The organism is Mycobacterium terramassiliense (genome assembly GCF_900157385.1).
GTDB lineage: Bacteria > Actinomycetota > Actinomycetes > Mycobacteriales > Mycobacteriaceae > Mycobacterium > Mycobacterium terramassiliense.
Genome location: NZ_LT717701.1, coordinates 265256 through 283397, shown reverse-complemented (window position 1 = coordinate 283397; position 18142 = coordinate 265256). Strand labels below are relative to the sequence as shown.

Genomic DNA, 18142 nt, shown 5'->3' with positions numbered 1-18142 from the left:
GCGCAGCCGCACGTGTTTAGACGATTTTAGGTCATGGCGAAAACGACGCTTGCAGCCGTCGGTTTGTGCCCCACCCAACTGAACGAATCCGGTGGCCCTGCCGTAGTCCGAATGTGCGCGATCGCCGCAGCCGTTGCGCACGGCAGCCTCCCGTGGGTGAATGCGTCCACCGAGTTCGTTCCCAGGCTGCGCGGCGTGGCCCGGAAAGTGGGGAGAAGGACGGTGGCCATGGAGCCCGGTGATCACGATGGCACGCCCGACGACGAAACCGGTGAGACCGAGCCCGCGCGCCGCCTCGCGCTGACCCGACGAAGCGCGCTGCTCGGCCTGGGCGCGGTCGCGGGCTTCGCGGCCGTGGATGTGGGCGGGTTCGCCTATGCCGGCGGCTGGCTGCGGCCGGGCACGCCGACACCGCTCACCCCTGCGCGGTTCGCCGATCGCTTCGAGCAGGTTTCCGGCCGTCATGACGGTTTCCGGCGAAATCACGCCAAAGGGTTGGCGGCCACCGGCACTTTTGCGAGCAACGGGGCGGGCGCGGCCATCTGCCGGGCGGCGGTCTTCCGGGCGGGCACCGTTCCGCTCCTCGGGCGGTTTTCGCTGGGCGGCGGCCTGCCGGACCAGGCGGACAAGCCCGACACGGTGCGCGGTCTTGGGCTGCTGCTACAGGCGGGCGGCCAGCAGTGGCGCACCGCGATGATCAACCTGCCCGTCTTCACCGACCGCACCCCCGAGGGCTTCTATGAGCGCTTGCTCGCATCCAAACCGCTGGCCGGCACCGGCAAGCCCGACCCGCAGAAGATGGCCGCCTTCCTGGATCGCCATCCCGAGACCGTCGCGGCAATGAAGATCATCAAGCAGTCGCCGCCCAGTGCGGGATTCGCGGACAGCACGTTCTACGGGCTGAACGCTTTCTGGTTCACCAACAGCGCCGGCGCGACGGTTCCGGTGCGGTGGTCGGTTGTTCCGCAGAATGCCGTCGGGCCCGGCGGCCCGCAGCCACCGCGCGGCAAGGACTACCTCTTCGACGACCTCATCCGCGCGCTGGCACAGGGGCCGCTGAAGTGGCGGCTGTTGCTCACCATCGGTGAGCCGGGCGATCCGACCAACGACGCCACCAGGCCTTGGCCGCAATCGCGCCGGTCGATCGACGCCGGCACCATCACCATCGCCGCGGTGCAGACCGAGCAGGCCGGCAACGCGCGCGATATCAACTTCGACCCGCTGGTACTGCCGGACGGCATCGCCGCGTCCGACGATCCGCTGCCCCCGGCGAGATCGGCCGTGTACGCGCGCTCCTTCACGCGCCGCGCCGAGGAGCCCAAGTCGCCCAGCGAGGTCAACGTCGCCCAGGTGCTCGCATGACCGCCCCGGCGAACGAAACCACCATCGCCCCAAGGCGTTTCGCCCTCCCCTCCCGGATTCTGCACTGGCTGATGGCGCCGATGGTCATCGCGCAGCTGCTCATCGGCGTGATCATGATCGCCTCGTTGAGCTACTACCCGTTGCTGCTGGCCATCCATCGCCCGTTGGGCGTGGTGATCCTCGCGTTCGCCGTGGTGCGGCTGGTGAACCGGCTCACCCACCGGCTGCCACCCTTCCTGGCCACCATGAGCCGCGCCGAACGCCGCATCGCGTCATGGTCGGAATACCTCCTGTATGCGCTGTTGCTGCTGCAGCCCCTGATCGGATGGGCCATGCTCTCGGCGGCGCGATTCCCGGTCACCCTGGCTGGGCCGCTTCAGCTCCCGGGCATCGCGCCGCACAACCTCGACCTGTACGCGGTGCTCCGCCAGGCCCACGACGTGGGGGCGTTCCTGCTGTTCCTGACGTTCACCGCCCACGTCTGCGCGGTGCTGTTTCACACGCTGGTGCTGCGGGACGGGCTGCTGGACCGCATGGCGGTCTGGCCCACCAAGCGGGCCGCACGGGGAGAGGACGAGACCGCGGTGTGATGGCCGTGTCGTGCGAATATGACCTGCGTGACGTACGACAAGGAACTCACCGGCCTCGTGGTGATCGACCCGTACAACGACTTCATCTCCGAGGGCGGCAAAGTGTGGGATCGCCTCAAGGGCGTTGCCGAAGCCAACGGGTGCGTTCCGCACATGCGCCAAGTCCTCGACGCCGCACGAGCCGGGGGCATCCGCATCTGCTACGCGCTGCACCACCGGTACCGGCCCGGCGACTACGAGACCTGGAAGTACATCGCGCCGATTCAGAAAGCCGCGTGGTCGCGCAGGACGTTCGAATACGGAACCTGGGGCGCTGAGCTGCATCCCGGGTTCGAGCCTCAGCCGGGTGACCTCGTCGCCCAAGAGCACTGGTGTTCCAGCGGTTTCGCCAACACCGACTTGGATTTGCTACTCCAGAAGCACGGCATCCATCGGCTCATCGTGATGGGGCTCATCGCGCACACCTGCCTGGAGGCGACCGTTCGGTACGGCGCCGAGCTCGGCTATGACGTCACGGTGGTCAAGGACGCGACCGCGAGTTATTCGGACCGCGAAATGCGCGCCGCTCTCGAGGTCAATATCCCGAACTACGCTGGCGCCATCCTCACCGCGGACGAGGTCGTCGCCGCGCTGAAGTGAGGAGCGCAAAAACACCCTGTCCGGGACAGCCCGACGGCGGTAGCGTCTGAACATGCTGTTCGCGGCTTTACGCGATATGCAATGGCGACGACGGCGCCTCGTCATCGCGATCATCAGCACGGGGCTGGTCTTCGCGATGACGCTCGTGCTGACGGGGCTCGCGAACGGCTTCCGCGTCGAAGCCCAGCGAACCGTCGACGCGATGGGAGTCGACGCGTTCGTGGTGAAAGCGGGCGCCGCTGGACCGTTCCTCGGTGCCACCCCATTCGCGCAAGTGGACGTGCCGCGGGTGGCCGCCGCGCCCGGAGTGGTGGCCGCCGCCCCGTTGGCCACCGCGGCCTCGACGATCAGGGAAGGCACCTCGGCGCGAAACGCCACGGCCTTCGGCGCACCGGCGCACGGCCCGGGGATGCCGCGGGTTTCGGAGGGTCAGACTCCGACGACGCCCGACGAGGTGGAGGTGTCGAGCACGCTCGGCAAGCACATCGGCGAGGATCTGCAGGTCGGTGCGCGCACGCTGCGGATTGTCGGCATCGTGCCGAACGCCACCGCGCTGGCGAAGACGCCGTGCATCTTTCTGACGACTGAGGGCCTGCAGCAACTGGCATACAACGGGCAGCCGATGATCACCTCGATTGGGATCGTCGGCAGCCCGCGACAACTGCCGGACGGCTACCAGACGGTCGATCGCGCGACGGGTGTGACCGACCTGATGCGCCCGTTGAACGTCGCGGTGTCCGCGATCACGATCGTGGCTTTCCTGCTGTGGATCGTGGCGGTGCTGATTGTCGGCTCACTGGTCTACCTGTCGGCGCTCGAGCGCCTGCGCGACTTCGCGGTCTTCAAGGCGATCGGGGTGCCGACGCGATCGATTCTCGCGGGCCTCGCGCTGCAGGCGGTCGTCGTCGCGCTGGTCGCGGCGGCGGTCGGCGTCGTCCTCGCGCAGCTGCTGGCGCCGCTTTTCCCGATGATCGTCGTGGTACCCGTGAGTGCCTACCTCGCGCTGCCGGTGATCGCGATTGCGATCGGTCTGCTGGCCAGCGTCGCCGGGCTAAGGCGCGCGGTGGCGGTCGATCCGGCCCTGGCGTTCGGAGGTCCCTGACCCATGGGCGATCTGAGCATTCAAGACCTCGTCGTCGAGTACTCCAGCGCCGGTTATGCCCTGCGCCCGATCAATGGCCTGAACCTCGACGTGGCGGCCGGATCACTCGTGATCCTGCTCGGACCCAGCGGGTGCGGAAAGACGACGTTGCTCTCTTGCCTCGGCGGCATCTTGCGGCCGAAGAGTGGCGCAATCAAGTTCGGTGGTGTCGACGTCACGGCGCTCGCGGGCCGCGAGCTGGCCGCGTACCGGCGCGACACGGTGGGCATCGTCTTCCAGGCCTTCAACCTGGTGCCCAGCCTCACCGCCCTCGAGAACGTGATGGTTCCGCTGCGCTCCGCCGGGTGGTCGCGCGCGGCCTCGCGTCGGCGCGCCGCGGCCCTGCTCGACCGCGTCAATCTCGCCGACCGGATGAAGCACCGGCCGGGGGACCTCAGCGGCGGGCAGCAGCAACGCGTCGCGGTCGCCCGAGCTATCGCATTGGAGCCGCCGTTGATCCTCGCGGACGAGCCGACTGCGCACCTCGACTTCATCCAGGTGGAGGAGGTCTTGCGGTTGATTCGCTCGCTCGCGGAGGGCGAGCGCGTGGTGGTGGTCGCGACCCACGACAGCCGGATCCTGCCCATGGCCGATCACGTCGTTGAAATGGCGCCCACGCACGCGTCGGCAAATCGGCTCCCCGAAACCGTCCAGCTCGAGGCCGGCGAGGTGCTGTTCGAACAGTGCACGATGGGCGACCTGATCTACGTGGTCTCCGAGGGCGAGCTCGACATCGTGCGGGAATTGGCCGATGGAGGCGAGGAGCTGGTCAAGGTCGCCGGGCCCGGGGACTACTTCGGCGAAATGGGCGTGCTGTTCCACATGCCGCGTTCGGCGACGGTGCGCGCCCGCACCGATGCGAAGGCCGTCGGCTACACGGCGCAGGCGTTCCGCGAGCGGCTCGGTGCAACGGGTATCAGCGGAGTGATCGGACGACACGAGCTCGCCGGGACGCAGTGACGACCTGCCTGCTTGCGCCCTGATGAGACGAATATGATCGGCACCCGACAGTGCCACGAGGGAGTGGGGAAGTTCATGCCTAACCAGCAGCAAGCCGAACGGATGACGTCGGGCAAGGGGTTCATTGCGGCGCTCGACCAGAGCGGGGGCTCGACGCCCAAGGCCCTGCGTCTCTACGGCATCGAGGAGGACGCGTATTCGTCCGAGGAGGAGATGTTCGATCTCATCCACGAGATGCGCTCGCGGATCATCACCTCCCCCGCGTTCACCGGCGACCGGGTGCTGGCGGCCATCCTGTTCGAGCAGACCATGGACCGCGACATCGAGGGTGTGCCGTCGACCACCTACCTCTGGGAGACCAAAGGCGTGGTGCCGATCCTCAAGATCGACAAGGGCCTGGCGGAGGCGTCCGACGACGTGCAGCTGATGAAGCCGATGCCGGGACTGGACGAGCTGCTGGCGCGGGCGGTGGGCAAGGGTGTCTTCGGCACCAAGGAGCGGTCGGTGATCGGCGGGGCGAACCCGGACGGCATCGCCGCGATTGTCGCCCAGCAGTTCGAGGTCGGCCATCAGGTGCTCTCGCACGGCCTGGTGCCCATCCTCGAGCCCGAGGTCACCATCTCGATACCGGACAAAGCCGAGGCCGAGGGCATCCTTCGCGACGAGATCACCAAGCAGCTGGACTCCGTGCCCGACGGGCAGCGCGTGATGATCAAGGTGAGCCTGCCCACCGAGGTCAACTTCTACCGTCCCCTGATCGAACACCCGAAGGTGATGCGGATGGTCGCGCTGTCCGGCGGCTACTCCCGCGAGGAGGCCAACGAACTGCTGGCGAAGAACTCGGGGTTGATCGCCAGCTTCAGCCGCGCGCTCACCGAGGGCCTTTCGGTCGATCAGTCCGACGAGCAGTTCAACGCCACGCTCGACAAGTCGATCCAGTCGATCTACGACGCCTCCGTCGCCGGCTGACGCCCACGGTTAGTAGCGGTGGTTCGCCATCGGCGGCCCGCCGCGGCCGGCGCCGCCCTCGTCCGACACCAGAGCGGGGACCATTTCGCTCGTCACCAATCCCTCGTAGCGGGTGAGTTCGTCGACCACGTCGAAACATTCGGCGATGTTGGCGGGCGTGTCGATGACGATGGTGACCACCGGGACGCGACGGCGCAGCGAGAGCAGCTTGTCGCCGTGGGGTTGGTGGTCCCCGTGGTAACCCCAGATGCCCCGGATCACCGTGGCCCCGTCGGGGATTTCCCGCTGACGAAGCCGTTGGACCAGCGCGCGGTGGATCGGCAGACCGCCATGCAGCGCCGATTCGGACGTGTAGACCATCAACTTCTGCCACAGCGGCAGGCCGTGTTCGTCAACCCCGGGCAAGGCGTGCGGCCGCTCCAGTAATTCGCCGTCGCGCTTGCACACCCGCACGCGCTCGAGCGTGAACATGGGTTGCCGGAGCAGCTCGCCCAGCTCCGGCAGCACCCGGCCGATGCGGTCGCCGGACCCGACGGCAACGACCATCATCGGAACGTTGGCATTGCGCCCGAAGAATCGCGCGCGTTGCCGGTGCCCGACGGTGACGCCGTCCACGCCCAGGAACACCGATGCGCCGGCAATGCGGCGACGGTGCATCAGGTCGCAGAGAGCGATGTAGGCCGGCACACCGTCGACGCGCTCCTTGCGGCCGACGTAGATGCTCAACTTGACGGCTTCGCGCAATTCGTCGGGCAGCTCCAGCGGTCCTTGGAGCGTTCCGCCGTCGCGCAGCAGACGCGCGCGTTCCAAAGTGAGCAGGCCGCGCTGTTTGATCGCGAGCACCGGATCGAGCAGCGCCTCGATCTTCGATTTGGTGTCGACCGCGACGATCGCCACGGGCGGATCCTCGGACAGCGTCAACGACTCGTCGGTTCGAAGGTTGCGCCCCGTACCGAACCCACCGATGCCGCGCAGCACGATGCTGGTGGCGATTCGGTGGCGTCCGTACAGCCCGAGCAGCACATCGGACACGAAGCCTTGGTCGGTGCGTCGTCGCTCCGCCAAATAGGTGGTGAGCTTCAGGCAATCTTCGTCCACGGCCGCTCCTCAGGCGCAAAACCAGCCATCGCTGAAGATTTCTGGCGCCGCGCGAAAGCTTAGCGGGAGCCCGGCGGCGAACGGCGACGTGTGCCTGTCGATCCCGTCCGGGTGGCGAGCGCGCCGGCGCGGATTGGGGACCAATTCCTCTGCAGTAACCCCGTGAAACGTCGGTAATCTCATGTCTGCCTTGATCATTCGCGTCGAGGACGGTTACACCAACGTTAACGCCATGTGGCCGCGAGGCCACCAAACGAGGAGTTTTCGTGCCCATCGAGCACATGGCCGGCCGGCTGAGGGGGACCCAGGACGACGCGGAGCGCCCGGCCGAGACGGCGACCAACCGGCGACTGACCGGTTTGCTCGGCACGGTTGACGGCCTGTTGAGCCGATTGGCGGAGGCCGAGCTCGCATGGGCGGAATGGATATCCGCCGTAGCGTCCGAAAACCGGCCGAGCGCACGGAACCTGGTGCATTACTGGGCGATTCGCCAGTTCGACTTGCGGGAACTCCAGACTGGCCTGACCGTCTTCGGGCTTTCATCGTTGGGTCGCAGTGAATCACACGTCCAGGCCACGCTTTCGGCGGTCCGCTCGGCCCTCGCAGCCATCGTGGACGGAAGGTGGCGGCCGCCCACACCGGCGGCGGTGCCGATCGAGCAGGGGGCCGAGATTTTGCGGCGTCACACCGTGGAGCTGCTGGGCCCCGAACCGCCGCATCGCGGCACTCGCATCATGGTCACGCTGCCGTCGGAAGCCGCGACCGATGCCGACTTGGTCCGCGAATTCGTGCGCCGCGGCATGAACATCGCGCGGATCAACTGCGCGCATGACGACCCACAGGCATGGCGTGCGATGGCCCACCACGTTCGGGAGGGCGCCGCGGCTGCGGGCGAAACATGCTTGGTGGCAATGGATCTGGCCGGACCAAAGCTACGGACGGGACCGCTGGAACCGGGACCGCGGGTCACTAAACTGCGCCCGCGGCGAAACACGCTCGGTCAGCTCGTCAGCCCGGCGCGCGCCTGGCTGACGTCCACCGAGGACCCGATGCATCCACCCGAAGCCGGCATGGTGGTGATTACGGTGCCGCGGCCCTGGCTGGCCAGCCGCGCCGCCGGGGATGTCCTGGTCTTGCGGGACGCCCGCGGATCCAGGCGCCGACTCACGCTCGAGGCCGTCGACGATCCCGCTTGGGGCGGATTCGTGATCACCGCGCCCCAGACCACCTACCTGGAAACCGGAACTGTGTTGCGCGCCGACGGCGGCGGGGAACCGACCGAAGTCGGCCCGCTTCCCGAGACGGAGCGGAGCTTGGTGTTGCGCGCTGGGGATCTCTTGCAGCTGACCCGCGACTGTTCCCCGGCCCCGGTCCAGGGTCCGCACACCATTCCGCGGATCGGCTGCACGTTGCCCGAGGCGTTCGATCACGCCCAGCCGGGCGACGCGATCCACTTCGACGACGGCAAGATCGGCGGGCGGGTGCTGTCGGTCGATTGCGACGTCCTCACCGTGCGCATCGATCACCCGGCGCAGGGCCAGGCCCACCTGAAGGCGGGCAAGGGCGTCAACATGCCCGACACCGATTTGCCGATATCGGCGATCACCGACCGCGACGTCGCGGATCTCTCCGCCGTGGTGGAACTGGCGGACCTGGTCGACATGTCGTTCGTTCGCACTCCGGCCGATGTCGGCCGGCTGCTGGGTGAACTCGATCGGCTTGGCGGTGACCACTTGGGCATCGTGCTCAAGATCGAAAACCGGCGCGCGTTCGAACAGCTGCCCAAGCTCCTGTTGACCGCGATGCGCCGGCCACGGGTCGGGGTGATGATCGCGCGGGGCGACCTTGCCGTCGAGTGCGGCTACGAGCGAATGGCCGAGCTGCAGGAGGAAATCCTGTGGCTGTCGGAGGCCGCCCACCTGCCGGTGATCTGGGCGACCCAGGTGCTCGAGCAGCTCGCCAAGACCGGACTCCCGTCGCGGGCCGAGATCAGCGACGCGGCGATGAGCGAGCGGGCCGAGTGCGTGATGCTGAACAAGGGCCCCTACCTCAACGACGCGGTAACCCTGCTCGACAACATCATGCGGCGCATGGCGGAGCACTACTACAAGAAGAACGCGTTGTTGCGCCCGCTGCGGTCATGGTCGGGGGCGCGGCCCGAGCGCCCCGACGATGATTCGGGTGGTGCGTTCGGCCCGTCGCCGTGAGTATTGGTGCGGCTCGGACAATATCGGGTACACCACGCCGCCGACGATGGCGTCCGCCGCCGACTCAGCGGCGGCCGCGTCGACGCCGTCGGCGATGAGCCGAGCCCGGACGCTCTCATGCAGCGGCGCGCTGAACCCGGCCCGCAGCTTGACGGCGGTGTCCTCGTGCTCCATGCCGGCGACGGTCAAAATCCGCAGCATGGCCATGCCGCGGGCCGTCGTCAGGCTCGCCACGAGCCTGCCCACCCACCGCACCAGGTCGGCGGACACGTCGTCGGTGTGGTCGACCGACGCCAGGATCTTGTCGGCGTCCTCGAGCATGACGTCGGCGACCAGGGCGGGACGGCTGGGCCACCAGCGATAGATGGTCTGCTTTCCCACGCCCGCCCGGGCGGCGACGGCCTCGATAGTCAGCCCGTCGAACCCGCGCTCGAGGAGTAATTCTCGCGTCGCGGTGACGATGGCCGTGCGCGACTTTTCACTGCGGCGCCGTGGCGGGCTCGCCCGGGTGAGATCGCTTGGCATTTGGAGATCCTCACTGCTGCATTGACCCGCTTTGCATATCCCGACTACCCCCGGTAGTCTGCCACAAGACGAGACGGTTCGTCTTGTAAGGAAAGGGCACCGGTCTTCGATGGCGTGTCGTCTCAGCCGCACGGGCTCACCGCGATGACGCTAGGACTGAGCCCCGAGCAGCAGGCCCTCAACGATGCCGTCGTCCAGTTCGCCACCCGGCACGCCCCGATCGCCTCGACCCGCGAGAGCTTCGACGCACTGGCGTCGGGACGACTGCCGGAATGGTGGGACGCCCTGGCCGCCAGTGGCTTTCACGCGGTACACCTGCCGGAGCGCCTCGGTGGCCAGGGTGGACGGCTGATCGACGCGGCATGTGTCCTCGAATCGGCGGGCAAGACGTTGCTGCCCGGCCCGCTGCTGCCCACGGTGACCGCGGGAGCCGTCGCGTTGCTGGCCGATCCGACGCCGGCCGCCGAATCACTGCTGCGCGACCTCGCAGCCGGGTTGCCCGCGGCGGTCGTCCTTCCCGACGGCGGCGACTTCCGGGCCCGAGCCGACGGCCAGGGATGGCTGCTCAGCGGCGAGTCGGACGTCACCGCGGGCGTGTGTTCGGCGCGGGCGATCCTGGTGGCAGCCCGGACCGAGGACGGCGACCTCGCATGGGTCTTGGTGGACACCGAAAAGACCGCGGCGGCAGTCGAATCCGTCCACGGAACCGACCTGGTCACCGACGTCGGCATCCTGCGGCTGAACGACTATCGCCCCGAGTCACCGGCGCTGACGGGGATCGACGCCGACCGCGCGCAGTGCGTCGCCGTGGGCCTGGTGGCCAGCATGACGGCCGGCATCGCGCAGTGGTGCGTGGAAGCGGTCACCGCGCACCTGCGCACGCGGGAACAGTTCGGCAAGGTGATCGGGACCTTCCAGGCGCTGCAGCACAACGCGGCGATGCTCTTGGTCAACAGCGAGTTGGCGACCGCGGCGGCCTGGGATGCGGTGCGCGCCGCCGGCGAGCCACCCGACCAGCACCGCCTCGCCGCGGCCGGGGCCGCGGTGCTCGCGGTCTCGCCGATCCCGGACCTGGTGCTCGATGCCCTGACGATGCTCGGCGCCATCGGTTTCACCTGGGAACACGACGTGCATCTCTACTGGCGGCGCGCCATCAGCCTGGCAGGATCGATCGGGCCGGCCAATCGCTGGGCCCGACGGCTGGGCGAACTGACCCGCACCCAGCAGCGCGACATGTCGGTCAATCTGGGCGACGCCGAGTCGGACTTCCGGTCCTGGGTCTCCGAGACGCTGGACGCGGCAATGCAGTTGCGCAACGACACGCCGGCTCCGCACGGCGATTACCCCGACCAGGCCTCCGGGCCGCAGCGCACGTTGATCGCCGACGCCGGTCTGATGGCGCCGCACTGGCCGGCACCGTGGGGCGTCGATGCGGGTCCGCTCAAACAGCTCATCATCGACGAGGAGTTCGCCAAACGACCCGGGCTGGTTCGGCCGTCGCTCAACATCGCGGAGTGGATCCTGCCCTCGGTGCTGGCCGCCGCGCCAAAAGACCTGCAGGAAAGGCTGATTCCGCCGACCCAACGCGGCGACATTCATTGGTGCCAGCTCTTCAGTGAGCCGGGAGCCGGCTCCGACCTCGCGTCGCTGGCCACCAGGGCGACCAAGGTCGACGGCGGCTGGCGGATTAACGGCCACAAGATCTGGACGTCGTTGGCGCAGTACGCCGACCTGGGCGCGCTGCTGGCGCGTACCGACCCCGAAGCCAGCAAGCACCGCGGCATCGGTTACTTCATCATCGACATGAAATCGCCCGGCATCGAAATCCAGCCCATCAAGACGGCGACCGGTCAGGCGCACTTCAACGAGGTGTTTCTCAACGACGTCTTCGTCCCCGACGAGATGCTGCTGGGCGGTCCCACCGACGGCTGGAGTCTTGCGATCGCCACGATGGCCGAAGAGCGCTCGGCCATCAGTGGATACGTCAAGTTCGACCGGGCCGTCGCGCTCCGCCGGCTCGCCGCGCGGCCCGGCCCGGATCGTGAAGACGCGCTGCGTGAGCTCGGCGAACTCGACGCCTACGCCAACGCCATCCGGGCGCTCGGCGTGCGGGAAACCATCCGGCTGCTCGACGGCCAGGCGTCCGGCCCGGCGTCGAGCATCGCCAAGGTCGCGATGAACGTCTTGCTGCGCCGTACCTTCGAGGCCACGCTGCAGCTGACCGGCCGGGTGGCGATGGTCGATGACCCCGACGCCGCGGTCGTGGAACCCTACCTGCATCTCCCGGCCGAGCTGATCGGCGGTGGAACGAGGGAGATCCAGCTCAACATCATCGCGCAGATGATCCTCGGGCTACCCCGGAAATAAGGACACGGCATGGGATTACGTGGAGAGGCCGCGATCGTCGGCTACGTCGAGCTGCCGCCGGAACGAATGACCAAGGCGTCGCCCGCCCCGTTCGCCATCGAACAATGGGCGGAACTCGGCGCCGCCGCGCTCGGCGACGCGGGACTGCCGTTCGAGGTCGTCGACGGCATCGTGGCTTCGCACCTGGCCGAGTCGGAGATCTTCGTGCCCTCGACGATCGCCGAATACCTCGGAGTGGGAGCGCGGTTCGCCGAACACGTCGACCTCGGTGGGGCCAGCGCCGCGGCCATGGTATGGCGGGCCGCCGCCGCCGTCGAACTGGGCATCTGCGAGGCGGTGCTGTGCGCACTGCCCGCCCGGTACATCACCCCCACGTCTGCCAAGAAGCCCAGATCGCTGGGCGACGCATTGTATTTCGGCTCGTCGAGCAACCAATACGGTTCCCCGCAGGCCGAATTCGAGATCCCGTACGGAAACCTGGGACAGAACGGACCCTACGGCCAAGTGGCCCAGCGCTACGCGGCGGTCTACGGCTACGACGAGCGGGCCATGGCCAAGCTCGTCGTCGACACCCGGGTCAACGCCAACCACACCGACGGCGCGATCTGGAAGGACAAGCCGCTCACCGTCGAGGACGTGCTGGCCAGCCCGGTGATCGCCGACCCGCTGCACATGCTGGAGATCGTCATGCCCTGCGTCGGGGGCGCGGCGGTCGTCGTGGCCAACGCCGACCTGGCGCGCCGGTCGCGCAATCGCCCGGTGTGGATCAAGGGATTCGGCGAGCACGTGCCGTTCAAGACGCCGACCTACGCCAAGGATCTGCTGCACACCCCGATCGCCGAGGCCGCCGACACCGCTTTCGCGATGACCGATCTGACCCGCGACGACATGGACATGGTGTCGATCTATGACTGCTACACCATCACCGTGCTGCTGTCGCTGGAGGACGCCGGTTTCTGCGAGAAAGGCAAGGGCATGGACTTCGTCGCCGACCACGACCTGACCTTCCGCGGCGACTTCCCGCTGAACACCGCGGGCGGGCAGCTGGGGTTCGGTCAGGCCGGACTGGCGGGCGGGATGCACCACGTGTGCGATGCCACCCGCCAGATCATGGGGCGCGCCGGGGCGGCCCAGGTCGCCGACTGCCACCGCGCCTTCGTGTCCGGCAACGGCGGCATCCTGTCCGAGCAGACGACGCTGATCCTGCAGGGGGACTGACCATGGGCTTCGAGCGCCCCATGCCCGTCAAAACGCCTACCACCGCGCCGTTTTGGGATGCGCTGGCGCAACACCGCATCGTCATCCAGTACTCGCCGTCGTCGCAGAGCTTTGTGTTCTATCCGCGGGTGCGCGCGCCGCGCACGCTGGCCGACGACCTGGAGTGGCGGCAGATATCCGGCATGGGAACGCTGTACTCGTTCACCGTGGCCCGCCGCCCTGTCGGCCCGCACTTCGCCGACGCCGTTCCGCAGCTGCTCGCCATCGTCGAATGGGATGAGGGGCCACGGTTCTCCACCGAGATGGTGAACGTCGAGCCGGAAGCCCTGCGGGTGGGGATGCGGGTGCGGCCGGTGTTCTGCGACTACCCCGAGCACGACGTCACGATGCTGCGGTACGAGCCGGCCGAACGGGGCTGACGGCGGTTCAGCTACGCAGTCGATCGCGCATCCAAGCGACTCCGCCGCTGATGTCGTACGGGGAGTAGTGCGGATTGGGCTGGTCGCCCAGGAACGCCACGCCGCTCACGATGGCCGTGACAATCGCCAAGACCTCCTCGACCGGCTGCCCGAACAGGATGGCGATCTGTGCGGCGACGGAGAACGGGTTGGAGAAGAAGTCCGAGCGCGCCACGGCCTGGTACACGGCGGCCTTCACCTCGCTCGATTTGTCGTCGGTGTTCTCGGCGAAGATGTCGCCCTCGCGGTACACGTCAACCCAGAAATCCGGCTTGGCCGGGAAGCCGGGTAGCCCGAACCGGCGGATCGGGTCGAGCCCATGGCTGCCGGCTTGGGTGATCCACGACCGCGCCCAGTCCGCGATGCTGTCGGCCTGGCGTCCTGGATTACCGTAGGCCAGAACGCCTTCGAGATCCGGCGTTCGCCATTCGAGCGGCTTACCGGGCGCCAGGTAGTCGAAGTAGAAGTCGCAGATGACGATGCCGCCTTGGGAGAACCCGCCGAGTGCCCAGGGTGTGCCTTTCGGGAAGGGCACGAGGTTGTCCATGACCTCGGAGCCGATCAGCCGGGCCAACTCGTTGACACCGCTGGCGTTGTCGAACGGGATCGGGCCGTTGTTGTAACCGATCGGCTGGTGGTGACAGAGGCCTTCGGCCTCGAGTTGCGCGGCGGTGTCGGCGACGGGACCGGCGAACATGTTCGAACTATGCCCTTCGACAGTGAACATGATGGGCCGCAGGCCAGGAGCCGGCGGCACGTAACCGACGCGGCTTGCCGTGGTGGCGTCGAATTCTCCTGATTGCGACAGGCCAAGGCGGCGCTGCATTTCCTTGACCGCGGCGACTTCGTCCTTGCCGTAGTAGCCGTCTTCCGGCGGCGCGTAGGCCCGGTACTCGCGCCGGAACCACGCCTGCCAGTATTCGATTTCCGGGCCATGGGACCCGGGTTTGTAGGGGAGCGGCATTTCGATGAATCTCCTTGAGGGCGGGTGATTTGCGGGCGGCGGTCTCACCGCTTCTTTGCGGGGGCCTTTCGCGCCGTCGCCTTGTTGGCGGGCGCGACCGGCCTCGACGCCGCGCCGTTGCCGGCCGCAGGGATCACGATGCGGGGAGCCGCCTTCTTGTTGGCCGACCGGGCAGCCGGGGTGAGCAGCACGTCCAGGGCCGGCTTGTACTTGGCCAAATAGTCCACGATCGTCAGGTTTCCGAGCTGCGGCCAGCCGTGTCCGTAGCCGTCCGAGCCGACCGGCCCCGCCAGCTGCTCGTAGATGAGCCGCTGGTAGTCCGCCGGCACGCTGGGTATCACCAGCGGCGAGGGAGCCACCGGTGACGCGTCGCCCACTCCGAGCACCGAGGCCAACTGGGATGGCGACAGGCCGTCGGCACTGTTCATGTCGCAGTTGCCGAAGGGTGGCGCTCCTTCGGGCAGGCCGCCTCCGTACCCTTGGCCGTCGGTGTATTGGTGCGCGACCTTGAACACGGCCGGGTCGTTGGGATTTGAGCCGTACCCCGCGATGATCATCGGCACGTGCTCCGGCCTGGTCTGCCACATCTGGCGCATGTCATTGAGGTTGCAATACCCGATGACGCGGCGCGCGTCGCCGAGCCACTTGGCCAGCCCGTAGTACATGCCGTTGACCGCGGCGCTTTGGTCGCAGCCCGGATTCCCATCTCCGCATTCCACGTCGATCATGGCGACCATCTTGGGGTGGGGGCCGCCGTTGGCGTTGACCTGATCTTGGAAGGTCGCCAGCGTTGCCTGCCAGTCGGGACGCCAGTAGGCATAGACGATGAAGCCCTTGAGCCTGCCGTCGTCGGCGGCTTGCTTGCACCAGCCGTAGTTCTGGGCGAAGTTGTTGTCGCGGTGCGTTCCGTCGTTGGCTCTGATGGACAGCCAGCGATAGGGCCAGTCGATGCCGTCCTGGCTGTAGGTGGCGTCGGTGTAGGCGTCGGTCACCGGCACCTGGTGCTCGGAGACGTCGGCGAACAACGTGTCCCGCGGCTCGCCTTGGGGCGCCGGAGCGCTTCCGCTGGGCTGGTGGGGGATCGGTGTGCCGTCCTCGACGATCGGGCCGGGTAGGAACCACCAGTCGTTGGCGTAGGGGTTGTCCACGGCCATCGCCTGGTCGCGCAGCACGGTCCCGTTGTCGCCATTGGTTTCCACGCGCAAATCGCCGATCTGGCACCACATGTGGGAGTTCATTCCGCCGCCGGGCCCGTGGTGCAGGGCAATCTTGATCGCGGCGTCGGCGGGAAACACGCTGGGGTTGGCTACCTGGACGGTGTGAAACGGGCCGTCGAGCGGGTTGGCCTGGCCGCCGTGCGACGGCGCTCGCCAGCTCTCCGTGCAGAGGCCGTGGCGCGACCACTCCATCGCGGTGCCGTTGATGCCGCCGTCCAGTTCGTCCACGACGCAGCCGGAGCAGTCGGTGCCCTTCTTGCGGTCAAAGGGGTCCCAGTTGCCGCCGTAGTCGTACGGGTTGCCCGCGCGGTCGATGGCGATCTGTTGTCCGAAGGAAATGGTCTTGCGTGGCACCGGCATTCGTCGGCCCTCCTTAGTCTGTGTATGTGTTGTTGCGGCGCGCATGCGCGCGGGCGCGCTTGCGGACGGCGGTCAGGGTTTCAGGCGGTTGCCTGAGCGAACATCGCGTCGGTCTGCTCGAGCCGACGGCGGGTGCGGGCAAACTTTCCCGCCTTCATTTCCTTGCGCCAGTCGGGAAACTCGTCGCCGAATTTTTGGTGCTCGGCCCCGGCGGCCTCGAAAACGACGTAGCCGCCCTTGAGAATGCTGAACGGGGCGTGCAGCTTACCCAGCTTGTCGTATTGGGCGGTGGCCTGATTGGACAGCGGGTCGAACCATGCCGGCGTCACGAAGTTCGACACCGACACGCCGTCGACGGCGTACGTCGGGGCCTCCACCGGGTCGCACACCTCGAAGCTGTAGGCCTTGCCCCGTCCGTCGTTGGCCCACAGGTTGCAGTTCGGGTCGATGAACATCTCGAGCACTTCGTGTGACAGGACGCTGGAGACGCTCCAGTCCCCCTTCGTCGCCGTCCCGCCGTTGTCGAGCTCGGGCTTGGCCGCGACCACGCCCCAGAGCTTCCCGCCCCGGTCCTCGGTGTGGTAGCCGAGCACGCCGGCGGGCTGATCCTGGATGGTGTCGACGAGCGCGATGCCGTGCGCCGCCGGGGGCACGTCCTTGGCGTTGGCGTAGAAGATCACCGCCGCGGCGGCCCGATCCCACAGTGGCGCAACGTCCATTCGGACTTGCGTGGCGATCGCCTGGGTCATGGCCGCGGCATCCGCGTTGGACACCAACTTCGACTGGTTGATAATCGCGATGAGCATGTCCAGCTCCTGTCGTCGTGGATGTGGGAGAGAATGTGCCACCTCCCCTCCATCCGGCGCATGAGTAGTTGACTACGCCATCGCGTACGGAGGAGTTCGCGATCGTCCGAAGGCCGCTGGGCGCCGCGCAGGCAAGTAGCCGACTACGCTACTTCGGCCGCGCCGGCGGGAGTGACACTCGACGCGATTTTTGGGCCCACCTGTTCACCCTGGGAGGAATCCATGTCCATACCGCCGAACGCCGGCTCGACGCCGCCAGCCCCCAACTTCCGTGGCGACACGTGGAACGGCTTCCAGTCGGGACTGCCGAACACGTGGCGGTCGACCTCGCCCTGGCGGCAAACGGTCCAACGCCGTCGCATCATGCTGCTGGACGACCTGGCCCGCCTCGAGCTGAAGAATCGTCCCGATCAGGAGCAACGCGCCTTTCTCATCAACAGCCTCCTGTCCGACGCCGGTATCGCGGCGGAATCCAAAGTCTCTATCCGAAAGTGGTGGTGGGGCACCGAGATCGAGCGTGCCTGGGCGCGCCTCCATGAGGTCGAGGAGCGCACCGTCGATCTGCTGCCCGACTCGGAACTGCGTGCCCGCGCCAGCGAAGCCTTGGGATATGCAAGCTTCCATCTAAAGGATGACAAGAGGCAAAAGGACCTGGAAGCGTTGCTGGCGGACCCGTCCCATACCAATACCGCGGAGCTGCGCCCGTCCATCGTCGGTGTTTTGCGCACGGCGCACGACAACTCCGATCGCAGCAACCAAGAGGCGCGGTATCTCAGGAACCGGTTGATCCTCGCGTCCGGTGTCTGCCTCTTTTTCACCGCTCTGACCTTGTTGACCCAACGGCTGTTCCGAGACGATCACTTCCTCACCTTGCCCGACGACAGCTTCAAGGATGCGCCCTGGCAGTACCTCTTCCTGGTCATGTTCTTCGGGTCCGTCGGCGCGTTGTTCACCGCGATCCCGGCCATGTCCAAGGTGCCGCTGGGCCACAGTCCCTTCAATCTGCCGCTCCAGCAGGGCTTATTGAAACTTGTCCTCGGCCCGCTGGTCGCCGTCGTCGGGCTGTTGACATTGGGCGCCGACGTGCTGCATGTCGGATCGTCGAACACGTTGATCGGTAGTCTGCTCCTCGCGACCGCATTCGGGGCGGGTCAGCATGCCGTCACCCGCTACGTCGACCAGCGTGCCAGCGAAATCCTCACGGCGGAAACGGATCCCGCGAACGGCAGTTCCCCGGACAAGAGTCGACGCGCCGAGTGAC

Annotated in this window: 16 protein-coding genes; 11 read left to right on the top strand and 5 right to left on the bottom strand. The window is 67.5% G+C overall.

Going from position 1 to position 18142, the window contains the following annotated elements:
* Window positions 1–228 precede the first annotated feature (228 nt).
* The 6 genes from MTAB308_RS15960 to MTAB308_RS15935 all read left to right on the top strand — a co-directional run bounded on the left by MTAB308_RS15960 (window position 229) and on the right by MTAB308_RS15935 (window position 5661).
* A complete protein-coding gene (locus tag MTAB308_RS15960; RefSeq protein WP_281253140.1) occupies window positions 229–1362 on the top strand; it encodes a catalase family peroxidase in 1134 nt (377 codons plus the stop codon).
* On the top strand, window positions 1359–1952 hold the full coding sequence (locus MTAB308_RS15955; RefSeq protein WP_077100434.1) for a cytochrome b: 594 nt from the start codon (window positions 1359–1361) through the stop codon (window positions 1950–1952). Before MTAB308_RS15960 ends, MTAB308_RS15955 begins: the two co-directional genes overlap by 4 nt.
* 27 nt (window positions 1953–1979) lie before the next feature.
* Window positions 1980–2591 (top strand): cysteine hydrolase family protein, encoded by a 612-nt coding sequence (locus MTAB308_RS15950; RefSeq protein WP_245831428.1) that lies wholly within the window; start codon window positions 1980–1982, stop codon window positions 2589–2591.
* Window positions 2592–2643: 52 nt separating this feature from the next.
* Window positions 2644–3693 (top strand): ABC transporter permease, encoded by a 1050-nt coding sequence (locus MTAB308_RS15945; protein ID WP_077100432.1) that lies wholly within the window; start codon window positions 2644–2646, stop codon window positions 3691–3693.
* A 3-nt stretch (window positions 3694–3696) separates the two neighbouring features.
* Window positions 3697–4692 (top strand): ABC transporter ATP-binding protein, encoded by a 996-nt coding sequence (locus MTAB308_RS15940; RefSeq protein ID WP_077100431.1) that lies wholly within the window; start codon window positions 3697–3699, stop codon window positions 4690–4692.
* Between the two features lie 75 nt (window positions 4693–4767).
* Window positions 4768–5661 carry a fructose bisphosphate aldolase gene (locus MTAB308_RS15935; protein ID WP_077104416.1) on the top strand — a complete coding sequence of 298 codons (894 nt, stop codon included), beginning with the start codon at window positions 4768–4770 and terminating at the stop codon, window positions 5659–5661.
* A gap of 9 nt (window positions 5662–5670) precedes the next feature.
* On the opposite strand, the gene MTAB308_RS15930 is transcribed toward MTAB308_RS15935, so the two are convergent.
* Window positions 5671–6759, bottom strand: a complete 1089-nt coding sequence (locus MTAB308_RS15930) for a DUF190 domain-containing protein (protein WP_077100430.1) — start codon at window positions 6757–6759, stop codon at window positions 5671–5673.
* 281 nt (window positions 6760–7040) lie between these two features.
* Between MTAB308_RS15930 and MTAB308_RS15925 the strand changes: the two genes are divergently transcribed.
* Window positions 7041–8966, top strand: a complete 1926-nt coding sequence (locus MTAB308_RS15925; RefSeq protein WP_077100429.1) for a pyruvate kinase — start codon at window positions 7041–7043, stop codon at window positions 8964–8966.
* Here MTAB308_RS15925 and MTAB308_RS15920 read toward each other — a convergent pair.
* The gene (locus MTAB308_RS15920) at window positions 8898–9491 is read right to left on the bottom strand and encodes a TetR/AcrR family transcriptional regulator (protein ID WP_077100428.1); all 594 of its coding nucleotides are present in this window, start codon (window positions 9489–9491) and stop codon (window positions 8898–8900) included. The genes MTAB308_RS15925 and MTAB308_RS15920 overlap by 69 nt on opposite strands.
* Window positions 9492–9635: 144 nt before the next feature.
* Between MTAB308_RS15920 and MTAB308_RS15915 the strand changes: the two genes are divergently transcribed.
* Genes MTAB308_RS15915 through MTAB308_RS15905 form a run of 3 tightly spaced genes read left to right on the top strand, consistent with a single transcriptional unit; the run spans window position 9636 to window position 13495 of the window.
* On the top strand, window positions 9636–11858 hold the full coding sequence (locus tag MTAB308_RS15915; protein WP_077100427.1) for an acyl-CoA dehydrogenase family protein: 2223 nt from the start codon (window positions 9636–9638) through the stop codon (window positions 11856–11858).
* Between the two features lie 9 nt (window positions 11859–11867).
* The gene (locus MTAB308_RS15910) at window positions 11868–13076 is read left to right on the top strand and encodes a thiolase family protein (RefSeq protein WP_077100426.1); all 1209 of its coding nucleotides are present in this window, start codon (window positions 11868–11870) and stop codon (window positions 13074–13076) included.
* Window positions 13077–13078: 2 nt separating this feature from the next.
* On the top strand, window positions 13079–13495 hold the full coding sequence (locus MTAB308_RS15905) for a Zn-ribbon domain-containing OB-fold protein (protein WP_077100425.1): 417 nt from the start codon (window positions 13079–13081) through the stop codon (window positions 13493–13495).
* 7 nt (window positions 13496–13502) lie between these two features.
* Here MTAB308_RS15905 and MTAB308_RS15900 read toward each other — a convergent pair whose 3' ends face one another.
* From MTAB308_RS15900 to MTAB308_RS15890, 3 genes are all read right to left on the bottom strand, one after another.
* Window positions 13503–14498 carry a peptidoglycan-binding domain-containing protein gene (locus tag MTAB308_RS15900; protein ID WP_083746563.1) on the bottom strand — a complete coding sequence of 332 codons (996 nt, stop codon included), beginning with the start codon at window positions 14496–14498 and terminating at the stop codon, window positions 13503–13505.
* 44 nt (window positions 14499–14542) lie between these two features.
* Window positions 14543–16075 (bottom strand): glycoside hydrolase family 25 domain-containing protein, encoded by a 1533-nt coding sequence (locus MTAB308_RS29860; RefSeq protein WP_077100424.1) that lies wholly within the window; start codon window positions 16073–16075, stop codon window positions 14543–14545.
* Between the two features lie 80 nt (window positions 16076–16155).
* Window positions 16156–16881, bottom strand: a complete 726-nt coding sequence (locus MTAB308_RS15890; RefSeq protein ID WP_077100423.1) for a hypothetical protein — start codon at window positions 16879–16881, stop codon at window positions 16156–16158.
* A 222-nt stretch (window positions 16882–17103) separates the two neighbouring features.
* On the opposite strand from MTAB308_RS15890, the gene MTAB308_RS15880 reads away from it, so the two are divergent.
* Window positions 17104–18141 (top strand): hypothetical protein, encoded by a 1038-nt coding sequence (locus MTAB308_RS15880; protein ID WP_157900954.1) that lies wholly within the window; start codon window positions 17104–17106, stop codon window positions 18139–18141.
* The last annotated feature ends 1 nt before the right edge of the window (window position 18142 follow it).